Annotated in this window: 15 protein-coding genes; 4 read left to right on the top strand and 11 right to left on the bottom strand. The window is 73.7% G+C overall.

What is annotated here, in order from left to right; translation table 11 throughout:
• Positions 1–106: 106 nt before the first annotated feature.
• Genes K377_RS15305 through tsaB form a run of 4 tightly spaced genes read right to left on the bottom strand, consistent with a single transcriptional unit; the run spans position 107 to position 2,595 of the window.
• Complete coding sequence (locus tag K377_RS15305; protein WP_111663877.1) at positions 107–361, bottom strand: hypothetical protein; 255 nt, start codon at positions 359–361, stop codon at positions 107–109.
• Positions 358–1,461, bottom strand: a complete 1,104-nt coding sequence (gene tsaD / locus K377_RS15300) for a tRNA (adenosine(37)-N6)-threonylcarbamoyltransferase complex transferase subunit TsaD (RefSeq protein WP_111663876.1) — start codon at positions 1,459–1,461, stop codon at positions 358–360. The genes K377_RS15305 and tsaD overlap by 4 nt, the downstream gene beginning before the upstream one ends.
• Complete coding sequence (gene rimI / locus K377_RS15295; RefSeq protein ID WP_111664176.1) at positions 1,454–1,921, bottom strand: ribosomal protein S18-alanine N-acetyltransferase; 468 nt, start codon at positions 1,919–1,921, stop codon at positions 1,454–1,456. Before rimI ends, tsaD begins: the two co-directional genes overlap by 8 nt.
• Before the next feature lie 20 nt (positions 1,922–1,941).
• Positions 1,942–2,595 carry a tRNA (adenosine(37)-N6)-threonylcarbamoyltransferase complex dimerization subunit type 1 TsaB gene (gene tsaB, locus K377_RS15290; protein ID WP_111663875.1) on the bottom strand — a complete coding sequence of 218 codons (654 nt, stop codon included), beginning with the start codon at positions 2,593–2,595 and terminating at the stop codon, positions 1,942–1,944.
• Between the two features lie 119 nt (positions 2,596–2,714).
• On the opposite strand from tsaB, the gene K377_RS15285 reads away from it, so the two are divergent.
• The gene (locus tag K377_RS15285; RefSeq protein WP_111663874.1) at positions 2,715–3,269 is read left to right on the top strand and encodes a hypothetical protein; all 555 of its coding nucleotides are present in this window, start codon (positions 2,715–2,717) and stop codon (positions 3,267–3,269) included.
• A gap of 3 nt (positions 3,270–3,272) precedes the next feature.
• Here K377_RS15285 and K377_RS15280 read toward each other — a convergent pair whose 3' ends face one another.
• The 5 genes from K377_RS15280 to K377_RS15260 form a co-directional block, all read right to left on the bottom strand.
• Entirely contained in the window at positions 3,273–3,461 is a 189-nt protein-coding gene (locus K377_RS15280; protein WP_111664175.1) for a hypothetical protein, read from the bottom strand.
• A gap of 135 nt (positions 3,462–3,596) precedes the next feature.
• Positions 3,597–4,169, bottom strand: coding sequence for a tRNA (adenosine(37)-N6)-threonylcarbamoyltransferase complex ATPase subunit type 1 TsaE (gene tsaE / locus K377_RS15275; protein ID WP_111663873.1), 573 nt, complete (start codon positions 4,167–4,169; stop codon positions 3,597–3,599).
• Positions 4,132–5,376 (bottom strand): alpha/beta fold hydrolase, encoded by a 1,245-nt coding sequence (locus K377_RS15270; RefSeq protein WP_111663872.1) that lies wholly within the window; start codon positions 5,374–5,376, stop codon positions 4,132–4,134. The genes tsaE and K377_RS15270 overlap by 38 nt, the downstream gene beginning before the upstream one ends.
• An 82-nt stretch (positions 5,377–5,458) precedes the next feature.
• Complete coding sequence (gene alr, locus K377_RS15265) at positions 5,459–6,652, bottom strand: alanine racemase (RefSeq protein WP_111663871.1); 1,194 nt, start codon at positions 6,650–6,652, stop codon at positions 5,459–5,461.
• Positions 6,653–6,708: 56 nt separating this feature from the next.
• Positions 6,709–7,569 (bottom strand): L,D-transpeptidase family protein, encoded by an 861-nt coding sequence (locus K377_RS15260; protein ID WP_111663870.1) that lies wholly within the window; start codon positions 7,567–7,569, stop codon positions 6,709–6,711.
• Between the two features lie 244 nt (positions 7,570–7,813).
• On the opposite strand from K377_RS15260, the gene K377_RS15255 reads away from it, so the two are divergent.
• From K377_RS15255 to K377_RS15245, 3 genes are read left to right on the top strand one after another with little or no spacing between them, the layout of a single operon-like run.
• Positions 7,814–8,392 carry a TetR/AcrR family transcriptional regulator gene (locus tag K377_RS15255; RefSeq protein ID WP_111663869.1) on the top strand — a complete coding sequence of 193 codons (579 nt, stop codon included), beginning with the start codon at positions 7,814–7,816 and terminating at the stop codon, positions 8,390–8,392.
• Positions 8,389–9,228 carry an alpha/beta hydrolase gene (locus K377_RS15250; protein WP_111663868.1) on the top strand — a complete coding sequence of 280 codons (840 nt, stop codon included), beginning with the start codon at positions 8,389–8,391 and terminating at the stop codon, positions 9,226–9,228. The genes K377_RS15255 and K377_RS15250 overlap by 4 nt, the downstream gene beginning before the upstream one ends.
• A 1-nt stretch (position 9,229) precedes the next feature.
• A complete protein-coding gene (locus K377_RS15245; protein ID WP_111663867.1) occupies positions 9,230–10,666 on the top strand; it encodes an NAD(P)H-hydrate dehydratase in 1,437 nt (478 codons plus the stop codon).
• 233 nt (positions 10,667–10,899) lie between these two features.
• Here K377_RS15245 and K377_RS15240 read toward each other — a convergent pair whose 3' ends face one another.
• Complete coding sequence (locus tag K377_RS15240) at positions 10,900–11,271, bottom strand: holo-ACP synthase (protein WP_111664174.1); 372 nt, start codon at positions 11,269–11,271, stop codon at positions 10,900–10,902.
• A gap of 24 nt (positions 11,272–11,295) precedes the next feature.
• Positions 11,296–13,137: a glutamine--fructose-6-phosphate transaminase (isomerizing) gene (gene glmS / locus K377_RS15235; protein ID WP_111663866.1), complete on the bottom strand. Its 1,842-nt coding sequence runs from the start codon at positions 13,135–13,137 to the stop codon at positions 11,296–11,298.
• Positions 13,138–13,147: the final 10 nt, after the last annotated feature.

The following is a 13,147-nucleotide window of genomic DNA, read 5'->3' as shown; positions in this document are numbered from 1 at the left end:
TTATTACAACGGTAAACCTCTCGCCCCGACTCTTCGGAAAATCTCAGAAAAACTCGGATACACACCACCGCGAAACAGCCCTTTTCGGGCCACCGGCGGAGTGGGCTCAGGCGGTCTCGAACCGCCAGCGGTGCACCGCCCGCGTCACCAGATCGCCGTCCGGCTCGGGCAGTTCGGGAAGGTCGGCGTCGTACGCGGCGTCCCACCAGGTGATGACGAGGACCCGGTCCTGGGGCGCGCGCAGCGTCTCGCGGCGCAGCGGTTCGCGCTCCGTCGGCAGGGGCTGCGCCTTGGCCCAGGCGAGCAGATCGTCACCGCGTCCGGCGACCGCCCGGGCCTCCCACATCAGGGCGACGCTCACGAGTAGAGGTTCTCCTTGCTGACCTCGTGGACATGGTCGTGGTCGTGCTCATGGCTGTGGCCGGGTACGTGCGTCTCGGTCACCGGCAGCGAGGAGTCCGCCGACAGGTCCCACGAGGAGGCCGACCGGTTCCGCGCCACCATCTCGGCGCCCAGCGCGGCGACCATCGCGCCGTTGTCCGTGCACAGCTTGGGGCGCGGCACCCGCAGCCGGATCCCGGCCCGCTCGCAGCGCTCCTGGGCCAGCGCCCGCAGCCGCGAGTTGGCCGCGACACCGCCGCCGATCATGAGGTGGTCGACGCCCTCGTCCTTGCAGGCGCGGACGGCCTTGCGGGTCAGCACGTCGACGACGGCCTCCTGGAAGGACGCCGACACATCGCGCACCGGCACGTCCTCACCGGCGGCCCGCCTGGCCTCGATCCAGCGGGCCACGGAGGTCTTGAGGCCGGAGAAGGAGAAGTCGTACGCGGGATCGCGCGGGCCGGTCAGACCGCGCGGGAAGGCGATGGCGTTCGGGTCGCCCTCCTTGGCGTAGCGGTCGATGACCGGGCCGCCGGGGAAGCCGAGGTTGAGCACGCGCGCGATCTTGTCGAACGCCTCCCCCGCCGCGTCGTCGATGGTCGCGCCGAGCGGCCGGACGTCGGAGGTGATGTCGGTGGACAGCAGCAGCGAGGAGTGCCCGCCGGAGACGAGCAGCGCCATCGTCGGCTCGGGCAGCTTGCCGTGCTCCAGCTGGTCGACGCAGATGTGCGAGGCGAGGTGGTTGACGCCGTAGAGCGGCTTGCCGAGCGCGTACGCGTACGCCTTCGCGGCCGAGACACCGACGAGGAGCGCGCCCGCGAGGCCGGGCCCGGCCGTGACGGAGATGCCGTCGAGGTCCTTCGCCGTGACGCCCGCGTCCTTCAGGGCGCGCTGGATCGTCGGGACCATCGCCTCCAGGTGCGCGCGGGAGGCGACCTCGGGGACGACGCCGCCGAAGCGCGCGTGTTCGTCGACGCTGGAGGCGACGGCGTCGGCGAGCAGGGTGGTGCCGCGGACGATGCCGACGCCGGTCTCGTCGCAGGAGGTCTCGATGCCGAGGACGAGCGGTTCGTCAGCCATGGTTCTTCTCTTCGGTCGCTTTTTCAGTGGTGAGGCGCATCACGAGGGCGTCCACGTTGCCCGGCTGGTAGTAGCCGCGGCGGAAGCCGATCGGCTCGAAGCCGAAACGCTCGTAGAGCTTCTGCGCCCTGGTGTTGTCGACGCGCACCTCGAGCATCACCTCGGCGACCTCGAAGGCGGTGGCGTGCCGCAGCAGCTCCGTGAGCAGCCGGGCGCCGAGCCCGGTGCCCCACTGGTCGCGGGCGACGGCGATGGTCTGGACGTCGGCCAGGTCCCCGGACGCGGCGACCCCGCCGTAGCCGAGCAGCCGGTCATCGTCGTACGCGACGACGTACCGCCGCGTCGACCCGACCCCGCGCGCGTGCGCCAGCTCGGACCAGAACATGCCGCGCGACCAGGCGTCGTCCGGGAAGAGGTCCTTCTCCAGGGCGAGTACGGGATCGATGTCCCACCAGCGCATCTCGCGGATGCCGTCGGAGGTCACTGGGGAGTGACCACCTTGTAGTTCTTGGGGACCTGCGCGTCGGGCCTGCGCAGGTACAGCGGCCGGGGTTCGAGCAGCTCCTCGCCCGCGGCCAGCTTCTCGGCGGCCAGCGCGGCCAGCGCGGCGGCGCTGACGTGCTCGGGGCCGCGCGCGTCCGGGAAGGCCTCGGGGTAGAGCAGCGCGCCGGCGCCGACGACGGGCAGGCCCGCGACCTGCTCGGCGATGTCGGCGGGCCGGTCGACGGCGGCCTCGGTGACGCGGGTGCGCGGGTCGTCGTAGCGCGCCCAGTACACCTCCTTGCGCCGGGCGTCGGTGGCGACCACGAACGGGCCTTCCACCTGGGCCTCGTACGCGAGCCCGTCCAGCGTGCACAGGCCGTGCACGGGCACGTCGAGCGCGAGCCCGAACGTGTCGGCGGTCATCAGGCCGACCCGCAGTCCGGTGTACGGGCCCGGGCCGACGCCCACGACGATCCCGGTGACGGCGTCGAGCTTCAGCCCGGCCTCCTGGAGCACCCGGTCGACGGCGGGCAGCAGCAGCTCCCCGTGTCTGCGGGCGTCCACCTGGCTCGACTCCGCGACGACGGAGGAGCCGTCGTGCAGGGCGACGGTGACGGCGGGGGTGGCGGTATCCACAGCGAGCAACAGCACGCGAACAGCCTACGACCACACAAGAGCGGACACGTCCGGACCGCCGACAACCAGGGGAGCGCCCGGTCCCGGCTGCTACCGTCACCCGGAGAAGTCGAACACCGAGAGGCAGGCACCTGGTGGCACGGAGCAGCACCGGATTCGTGACCGCGCTGACCGCGGGCGCGCTCGCCGTGGTCGGCTTCCTCGCCTACCAGGCATCGGCCAGCGCACCGGCCGACCTCGGCACGTCGAAGCCCTCCGCGTCCTCCTCCACCTCGTCCTCGGCGTCCCCGAAGAAGAAGGCGGACCCGAAGGCGCTGCCCGCGCAGTCCGGCAAGGGCGAGCGGGTGGTCTACGCGCTGGAGGCGGACCGCGTCTGGCTGGTCGGCGGCAACGGCAAGGTGCAGCGCACGTACGAGGTGACGCCCGGCACGGTCGACCCGGCGCCCGGCAAGTACACGGTGAACTCGCGCTCGGGGGCGATCCCGGGCACCGACGGGACGCCGGTCGAGCACGTGGTGCGGTTCGCCAGTGCCAACGGCGTGGTGGTCGGGTTCAGCGCCGCGGTCGACGGCTCCACGCCCGAGCCCGACCCGACGAAGCAGACCGGCGGCATCCGCGAGTCGCGGGCCGACGGCAACGCGATGTGGGAGTTCGCCACCTTCGGCCGCGTCGTCGTCGTGGTCCCCTAGGGCCTAGCTCCGACGGGTTTTCTCAGCGGTGGCCGGCGCCGCGCCCGCCTGGGCGGGCGGCGTCGACACCAGGCGTGCCGCCGCGCACGAGGCCAGCAGCTCCGCCATCGACACCCCGCGCGCCACGTCCCGCCCCGCGCGCGGCAGCAGCGGTGCCACGCGGGTCTCCGCCTCACGTTCCGATGCCGACATGGACGCCTCCCGGGGCCGCCTGAGCAATCGTGGTTAGGTAGACCTAACCAAGACCGGCTTCCATGTGAACACGCCGAAGGGGCGTCGCGCAACATGTTGCCGACGCCCTGTCGGGATGTACGGGGAAGGGCGAGGTCAGCCCGCCAGCGACGCCAGGTCCGCCTCGGTCCAGCGCGCCCCGATGCCGTGCAGCGTCACCACGCGCACGGTGTCGTCGGTGGAGTCGGTGTCGCCGGTGGTCCGGTCGATGAGCACGTGCAGCCGGTCGTCGGAGAGCTCCTCGACCTTGCCGTCGCCCCACTCCACGACGACCACGGAGTCCGGGAGCGAGACGTCGAGGTCCAGGTCCTCCATCTCGTCGAGCCCGCCGCCGAGCCGGTAGGCGTCGACGTGCACCAGCGCCGGGCCCGTGCCGAGCGGCGGGTGCACGCGGGCGATCACGAACGTCGGCGAGGTCACCGCACCGCGCACGTCCAGGCCCGCGCCGAGGCCGCGGGTCAGGGTCGTCTTGCCGGCGCCCAGCTCACCGGTGAGCATCACGAGGTCGCCGGGGCGCAGCCGTTTCGCCAGGGCGAGGCCCAGCTCCCCCATCGCGTCCGGGGAGGTGACGGTGACCCTGACGGTAGAAACGGGCGTGCCGGGCGCGGCGGGGGTCTCGGGGGTGGCGGGTTCAGCCGCCGGGTCGTGCGGTGCTGCCGGTGTCTCCATAAATCCCCACGGTAGCGGCTGCCGGTACCGCTCCCGTACGGGCCAGCAGATCGGCGAGACGGTCGGTCACGACCTCCGGGTGCTCCAGCATCACCAGGTGCCCGGCGTCCGGCACGAGCACGAACTCGGCGTCGGGCAGCAGCTCCGCGATCGCCTCGCTGTGCCCGCTCGGCGTCACCAGGTCCTGCTCCCCCGCGAGGACGAGGACGGGCACCTGGGCGAAGCGGCTCAGCGCGGCCGTCTTGTCGTGCTCCTGGAACGCCGGATAGAACTCGGCGACCACGTCGATCGGGGTGCTCTCGATCATCCGCTCGGCGAACCGGGCGATCGCCGGGTCGACGTCCCGGGTCGCGAACGAGTACCGCTTGATGATCCCGGCGAACAGGTCGGCCGTCGCCCTGCGGCCCCGCTCGACCAGCTCCGCGCGCTGTCCGAGGGCCTTGAGGACGCCGGGCAGGACCCGCCGCACCGCGTTCACCCCGGCGACCGGGAGCCCGTAGTTCACCTCGCCGAGCCGGCCCGAGGACGTGCCCACGAGCGCGGCGCCCACGACCCGGTCGCGGACCAGGTCCGGGTACTCGTCGGCGAACGCCATCACGGTCATGCCGCCCATGGAGTGGCCGACGAGGACGAGCGGGCCCTCGGGCGCCGCCGCGTCGATGACGGCCTTCAGATCGCCGCCGAGGGTGTCGATGGAGACCGGGCTGCCGCTCTCCGTCTGCTCGACCCCGCGCCCGGACCGGCCGTGGCTGCGCTGGTCCCAGTACACGCACTGCACGACACCGCGCAGGGCCGCGCGCTGGAAGTGCCAGGAGTCCTGGTTCAGGCAGTAGCCGTGGCTGAAGACGACGGTGACGGGGGCGGGCGCCTTGCGGCCGAACAGCCGCCGTCTGCGGGTGCCGGTGGCGTCCGCGTCCTCCGTCTCCACCTCGTCGACCTCGTAGTACAGCTCGGTGCCGTCGGACGCGTACGCCTTCCCGGGCAGGCCGCGCAGCGATCCGTAGGGCCCGGACGCGTCCAGGGCGAGCCGGGCCTTCCTGCGCATCCCGCGGCCCACGGTGAGCCGCTCCACGGCGACCCCGGCGGCGGCGCCCGCGGCGATCACCCCCACCGCGGCGCCCGCGAGGCCGGCCCGCCGCCAGGTCCCCGAGGCCGCGGCCGCCGCCTCGGTGACGGCCGCCGTGGCCTGTGCGCTGGTCTCGCTCACGTGCCGCTCCCTCGCTGTGCGCGCCGGTGCTCCGCTGTGCTGTGCTTCCCGGTGGTCCCGGGGTTCCCGGTCGGTCCGTGCTTCACACGGCGCGGGTCCGGTCGGCCCGCTCCGCGTCCGGCGTCCCGGCCGCTTCTCCGACGTAGACGCGCGGGACGCGCGAACCGATGCGGGTGACGATCTCGTACGCGATGGTGCCCGATGCCGCCGCCCAGTCCTCGGCGGTCGGCTCCCCGGCGTCGCCGGGGCCGAACAGCACCGCCTCGTCGCCCGCGGCCGGCTCGTCCCCGCCGAGGTCGACGACGAACTGGTCCATCGCGACCCGGCCCGCGACCGTGCGCCGCTTGCCGCCGATCAGGACGGGCCCGGTGCCGGAGGCGTGCCGCGGAATCCCGTCCGCGTACCCCAGCGGGACCAGGCCGAGGGTCGTGGGGCCGGGCGTGACGTAGTGATGCCCGTAGCTGACACCGAGGCCGCCCGGCGCGTGCTTCACGAGCGCGAGGGACGCCTTCAGGGTCATCACCGGGCGGAGGCCGAAGTCCTCCGGGGTGCCGAGCTCGGGGCTGGGCGAGATGCCGTACATGGCGATGCCGGGGCGGACCAGGTCGAAGTGGGTCTCGGGGAGGGTGAGCGTGCCCGGCGAGTTGGCGATGTGCCGCACCTCGGGGGTGACGCCCGCGTCCTCCGCGTACCCGACCATCTCGCGGAACTCGGCCAACTGCGCGGCGATGGAGGGGTGTCCGGGCTCGTCGGCGCAGGCGAAGTGCGACCAGAGGCCGGTGACGGTGACCAGGCCCGCGGCCTGCGCGGCGAGCGCCTCGCGCACCAGCTCGGGCCAGTCCGCGCGCAGGCAGCCGCCCCGCCCGAGCCCGGTGTCGGCCTTGAGCTGGACGCGCGCGGTGCGGCCCAGCTCCCGCGCGGCGGCGGTCACTTCGCGCAGCGCCCACAGGCCGCCCACGGACATGTCGAGGTCCGCCTCGATGCCCGCGCGCCAGGGCCCGCCGGGCACCCACAGCCAGCACATGATCCGGCCCCGGACGCCGGCCGCGCGCAGTGAGAGGGCCTCTTCCGGGGTGGCGGTGCCGATCCACTCGGCGCCCGCCTCCTTCGCGGCGCGGGCCACCGGGAGCATCCCGTGCCCGTACGCGTCGGCCTTCACGACGGCCATGAACGCGGCCCCCGGCGCGTGCGCGCGCAGGGACCGCACATTGGCCTTGAGCGCGGCCAGGTCGATCTCGGCACGGGCGCGAAGCGGGGCAGTCACGTTCTCGTTCATGGTGGGCCCAGTGTCTCAGAGGGGTGCGACAACTCCCCGGAGAGCCGGGCATCGGGTCAGGTGCCGGGCTTGCGGCCCCATACGTAGACCCGGTCGCCGCCCTTGAGGACGCCCCACAACCGCTTGGCGTCGGACAGCCGCAGATTGACGCACCCGCGCGAGCCGGGCGGGCTGTAGACATTGCCGTAGATGCCGTGGAACGCCTGGCCGCCGCTGAAGAACTGGCTGTACGGCATGGGGCTGTTGTACAGCGACGACCAGTGGTTCTTGTGCCGCCAGTAGACCTTGTGCCAGCCGGTGCGGGTGCGGTTCCCGGCCCGTCCGCTGCGGATCGGCACCGGACCGTAGACGATCTTCTTGCCCTTGCTGACCCACATCAGCTGGCGCGGCAGGTCGACGCAGGCGAGCCGGTACGCGCGCGTGGGGCACTTCTTCGCCGCGTTGGGGTTCTTGCGGGCGCTGATGGCACGCATCCGGCCCCAGGTGACGGGTCCGGCGAAGCCCGCGTTCGGGCGGATGCCCTGGCGGGTCTGGAAGGCGCGGATGGCCCGGCAGTCGGCGGGCGACTGCTTCCCGTCGGCCTTGCGCTTCAGCCAGCGTTCGACCTGGCGCTGGTAGGGGCCGGTCTTCTTGGTGCAGGCGGCCGCCGCGAGCGGTCCGGGCGCACCGCCGGAGCCCGCCGGGGACAGCGCGTCGCCGGGCGGTACGTACTCGATGAGCGCGTCGGCGCCCGGCGGCGCGAGCGGCGGCTCCATCGCGTCCTCCTCCGCGCTGGGCGTGTAGACGTGCGGGGGCAGCGACTGGTCGGGGGTGTCCTGGGGCCAGGTGCGGTGCGGGGCTTGCCTGACGCCGGGCACGAGTCCGGCCTCGGGGACCGCTTCGGGGGCCGGAGCGGGCGCCGTGGACGCGGACGGCACCGGCGGTCCGGGGTCCGCGAGGGCCTGGCCCGCGGCAGGGCCACGGCGAGGGCGAGCAGCGCGGCGAGTCCGCCGCGCACGGGGGTGCTGGTCATGGGCATGAGGGGAACCCGGCGCCGCACCGGTTCCCGGTCAGCCGCGCGGCACGGAACCCGAAAAGCGGTTGATCGGCCTACGCGTTCCTACGTACCGTAAGCAAAAACCTAGGGGCCATAGTTTTTGACGAAGGGGTCGTAGGAAGATGATGGCCAGAGCGGGCCTGACCAGCGAGCGGGTGGTGGCCGCGGCCGCCGATCTCGCCGACACGGTCGGCTTCGAGAACATCACCATCGCGGCGCTCGCCCGCGGCTTCGGCGTGAAGGACGCGAGCCTGTACGCGCACGTCCGCAGCCTCTCCGACCTGAGCGAGCGGGTCGCGGTCCTCTCGGGCCTCGACCTCGCGGACCGGATCTCGGACGCCCTGGCGGGCCGCGCCGGGCGCGACGCGCTGCTCGCCTTCGCGCACGCCTACCGCGCCTTCGCCCGGGAGCACCCCGGCCGGTACGCGGCGACGCAAGCGGAGCTCGGGCCGACGGCGCTCGACGACCACCCGGGCCTGCGCCGCAATCTCACCGGCCCCTACGCCCTGCTCCAGGGCTACGGCCTGACGGAACCGGCCCTGACCGACGCGGTGCGCCTGCTGCGCAGCACGTTCCACGGCTTCGTCGCCCTGGAGCTGGCGGGCGGCTTCCGGCACAACCGCGATGTGGAGCGGTCCTGGTCCGCCGCCCTGGAGGCGCTGCACGTGGCGCTCTCCAACTGGCCCGAGGGAGAGAGCAGTTGATCAGGCAGAGCACCCTGCGCGTCCCGGGCGCGACGCTCCATCACGAGCTGCGCGGCGCCGGTCCCGTCCTGCTCCTGCTGCCCGGCGCGGGCGGGGACGCGGCGGTCCTCGACCCGGTGGCCGACACGCTGGCCGACACCTTCACGGTCCTCACCCACGACCCGCGCGGCTACTCGCGCAGCGCCCTGGACGGCCCGCACACCGAGCAGCGGGTCGAGGTCCACGCCGACGACGCGCGCCGCCTCCTGGACGCCGTGTCACCCGGCGAACCGGCGTACGTGGCCGGGGCGTCGAGCGGCGCGATCGTCGCCCTCGGCCTGCTCGCCCGCCACCCCGGCCGGGTCCGCCGGGCGGTCGCTCACGAGCCGCCGTCGTGGTCGGTGCTCCCCGACGCGGCCGAGCAGCTGGCGTTCTTCGACGAGGTGCACGAGCTGTTCACGCGGGAGGGCCAGGAGGCGGCGGGCGAGCGGTTCCTGCGCGGCATCGGCGGCGCGATGGGAGCGGCCACGTGGATGCGGGGTCCCGAACTGCCGCCCCGCACACGGGAGATGCTGCTCCGCCTCGCGGTGAACGCGCCGCTGGCCGTGGAGCACGAGTACCGCAGCTTCGCCGCGTACGTCCCCGATCTCGACGCCCTCGCGACGGTGCGGGACCGGCTGACACTCGCGTACGGCGAAGAGACCCGCCCGCATCTCCCCCACCGCCCCGCGGCCCTGATGGCCGCCCGTCTGGGCCTGGCCCCGGCCGTGTTCCCGGGCGCGCACAATGGCTGGTCCACCCACCCTGCCGAGACGGCGGACCTGCTGCGCACCCGCCTCCTGGGGGACACTCGGTGACATGCGCACTGCCTATGACGTGGAAACGGTCCGGTCCGCCGAACGCGCACTGATGGCGCGCCTGCCGGACGGTGCCCTGATGCAGCGCGCCGCCGCGGGCCTGGCCGTGGCCTGCGCGGACCTGCTCGGCAAGGTGTACGGCTCCCGGGTGGCCCTGCTGGTCGGCTCCGGCGACAACGGCGGCGACGCGCTGTACGCGGGCGCCCGCCTCGCCCGCCGCGGCGCGGGTGTCACCGCGCTGCTGCTCTCCCCGGACCGGGCGCACGCGGGCGGCCTCGCGGCCCTGCGGGCGGCGGGCGGCACGGTGGCGGACGCCGAATCGGACACGGCCGAGGAGACGGTGTCCCGGGCGGACCTGGTCCTGGACGGCATCGTCGGCATCGGCGGCCGGGGCGGGCTGCGGCCCCGCGCCGCCCGGCTCGCGGAGGCCGCGCGCGGGCTCGTGGTGGCCGTGGACCTGCCGAGCGGCGTGGACGCGGACACCGGCGAGGTGCACGGCGACGCGGTCCGGGCGACGGCGACCGTCACCTTCGGCGCGTACAAGCCGGGGCTGCTGGTCGATCCGGCGCGCGAGTACGCGGGCGTGCTGCGTCTGGTCGACATCGGCCTGGAACCGCCGTACGAGCAGGCCGCGGTGGAGGCGCTGCACCACGCGGACGTGGCGGCGCTGCTGCCCGAGCCGACCGGCGAGAGCGACAAGTACCGGCGCGGAGTGGTCGGCGTCGTCGCCGGTTCCGAGCGCTATCCGGGCGCGGCGGTGCTCGCGGTGGCGGGGGCGCTGCACGGCGGCGCGGGCGCGGTGCGGTACGTGGGGCCGGCAGCGGACGCGGTTCTCGCCCGGTTCCCCGAGACGCTGGTGTCGGCGGGGCCGCCCGCCAAGGCGGGGCGCGTCCAGTCGTGGGTGATCGGCCCCGGCCTGGGCGACGACGCCTCCGGGCTCCTCGACGTCCTGACCTCCGACGTGCCGGTCCTGATCGACGCGGACGGACTGCGGCTCGCGGACGTGAACGCCGTCCGCTCCCGCACGGCGCCCACCGTGCTCACCCCGCACGCCGGGGAGGCGGCGGCCCTGCTGGGCGTGGCCCGCGACGAGGTGGAGGGCCAACGTCTGACGTCGGTACGGTCCCTGGCGTCCCGCTACGCGGCGACGGTCCTCCTGAAAGGCTCGACCACCCTGATCGCGCCCCCGGACTCCTCGCTCCCGACGCGCGTGAACCCGACGGGCACCCCCTGGCTCGCCACGGCGGGCAGCGGCGACGTCCTCTCGGGCCTGACCGGCTCCCTCCTGGCCGCGGGCCTCCACCCCCTGGACGCCGCCTCGGCAGCCGCCTACCTCCACGGCCTCTCGGCCCGCTTCGCCTCGAACGGCGCGCCGGTCTCCGCCCAGGACGTGGCGGCTGCGGTCCCCTCGGCCTGGCGGGACGTCCGGGGCGCCTAGGTCTCGTCTTCGTCCGCGGCCCCGGTGGGGGCTGAGCGCGCAGTTCCCCGCGCCCCTGAGGCATGCGCTGCGCGCAGCCTCCCCTTGATGAGATGCCGCACGAAGTGCGCATCTCAGGGGCGCGGGGAACTGCGCGAGAAGCGGCCACCGGCCCGCAGCCGGCGACGAAACGCATGCCTTGAGGGGCGCGGGGAACTGCGCGACCAGCCACGACGCAGCGGCACCCGGCACCATCACCCCTCCGCCACCACCACCGCCGAAGCAACCCCGGCATCATGGCTGAGCGAGACATGGAACGACCGCACACCCAGCTCGGCGGCGCGCGCAGCCACCGTGCCGGTCACCCTCAGCCGAGGCTGCCCGCTCTCCTCGACGTACACCTCGGCATCCCCCCACCGCAGCCCCTCCGGCGCCCCCAACGCCTTAGCGGCAGCCTCCTTGGCGGCGAACCGGGCAGCCAGCGAAGCGACCCCGCGCCGCTCCCCGCTGGGCAGCACCAGCTCCCCGTCCGTGAACAGCCGCGCGGCCATCCCGGGCGTACGCTCCATCGCGGCCCCGAACCGCTCGATCTCGGCCACGTCGATCCCGACCCCGATGATGCTCATGCCGAGCACCCTATGGTCGCGCCGTCATTCCACGGTCACCGACTTCGCGAGGTTCCGCGGCTGATCCACCTCGTTCCCGCGCGCCGTCGCCAGCTCGCACGCGAACACCTGCAACGGCACCGTGGCCACCAGCGGCTGGAGCAGCGTCGGCGTGACCGGTACCCGGACCAGGTGATCGGCGTAGGGGACCACGGCCTCGTCGCCCTCCTCCGCGATGACGATGGTCCGCGCCCCGCGCGCCCGGATCTCCTGGATGTTGGAGACGATCTTGTCGTGGAGAACGGAACGCCCTCGCGGCGACGGCACCACGACCACCACGGGCACCCCGTCCTCGATGAGCGCGATCGGCCCGTGCTTCAGCTCCCCGGCCGCGAACCCCTCGGCGTGCATGTACGCCAGCTCCTTGAGCTTCAGCGCGCCCTCCAGGGCCACGGGGTACCCGACGTGCCGCCCGAGGAAGAGCACGGTGTCCTGGCCGGCCAGCGAGCGGGCCAGTTCGCGCACCGGCTCCATCGTCTCCAGGACCCGCTCGACCTCCTCGCCGATCCGCCCCAGCTCCCGTACGACGGCGGCGATCTCGTCGCCCCACTTGGTGCCCCGCACCTGGCCCAGGTACAGCGCGACGAGATAGCAGGCGACCAGTTGCGTCAGGAACGCCTTCGTCGAGGCGACGGCGACCTCGGGACCCGCGTGCGTGTACAGCACCGCGTCGGACTCGCGCGGGATCGTCGAACCGTTGGTGTTGCAGATCGCGAGGACCGTCGCGCCCTGCTCGCGCGCGTGCCGCAGCGCCATCAGCGTGTCCATGGTCTCGCCGGACTGCGAGATCGCGATGACCAGCGACCGCGCGTCGAGGATCGGGTCCCGGTAGCGGAACTCGCTCGCCAGCTCGACCTCGCACGGGATGCGGGTCCAGTGCTCGATGGCGTACTTGGCGATCAGCCCGGCGTGGAACGCGGTCCCGCACGCCACGATGACGACCTTGTCGACCATCCGCAGCACCTGCGCCGGGATGCGCAGCTCGTCCAGCGTGAGCTGCCCCTCGGCGCCGATCCGGCCGAGCAGCGTGTCGGCGACGGCCTTCGGCTGCTCGGCGATCTCCTTGAGCATGAAGTAGTCGTAGCCGCCCTTCTCGGCGGCGGAGGCGTCCCAGTCGATGTGGTAGCTGCGCACGTCGGCGGGGCGCCCGTCGAAGTCGGTCACGACGACCGCGTCCGGCCGCAGCTCGACGACCTGGTCCTGGCCCAGCTCGATCGCCGAGCGGGTGTGCGCGATGAACGCCGCCACGTCCGACGCCAGGAACGCCTCGCCCTCCCCGACACCCACCACCAGCGGCGAGTTCCGGCGCGCCCCCACCACCACGTCCGGCGCGTCCGCGTGCACCGCGACCAGCGTGAACGCGCCCTCCAGACGGCGGCAGACCCGGCGCATCGCCTCCGCCAGGTCCCCCGTGAACTCCTCCGCCAGCAGGTGCGCGACCACCTCGGTGTCCGTCTCGGAGGCCAGCGTGTGCCCGCGCGCGGACAGCTCGTCGCGCAGGTCGGCGAAGTTCTCGATGATCCCGTTGTGGACGACGGCGACCTTGGACGCGTTGTCGAGATGCGGGTGCGCGTTGGCGTCCGTGGGGCCGCCGTGGGTGGCCCAGCGGGTGTGCCCGATGCCCGTGGACCCGGCCGGCAGCGGCCGGTCGACCAGGGCCTTCTCCAGGTTGGCCAGCTTGCCGGCCTTCTTCACGGCGGCGAGCGAACCGTCGGCGAGGACCGCGATCCCCGCGGAGTCGTACCCCCGGTACTCAAGGCGCTTGAGCCCGGCCAGCACCACGTCATGAGCCGACTGTGAACCTACGTATCCCACGATTCCGCACATACTGCGCAGG

Origin of the sequence: Streptomyces sp. PsTaAH-137, from assembly GCF_003259365.1 — a bacterium.
In the GTDB taxonomy this organism is placed as follows: domain Bacteria; phylum Actinomycetota; class Actinomycetes; order Streptomycetales; family Streptomycetaceae; genus Streptomyces.
This window is presented reverse-complemented; position numbering and strand designations above follow the sequence as displayed.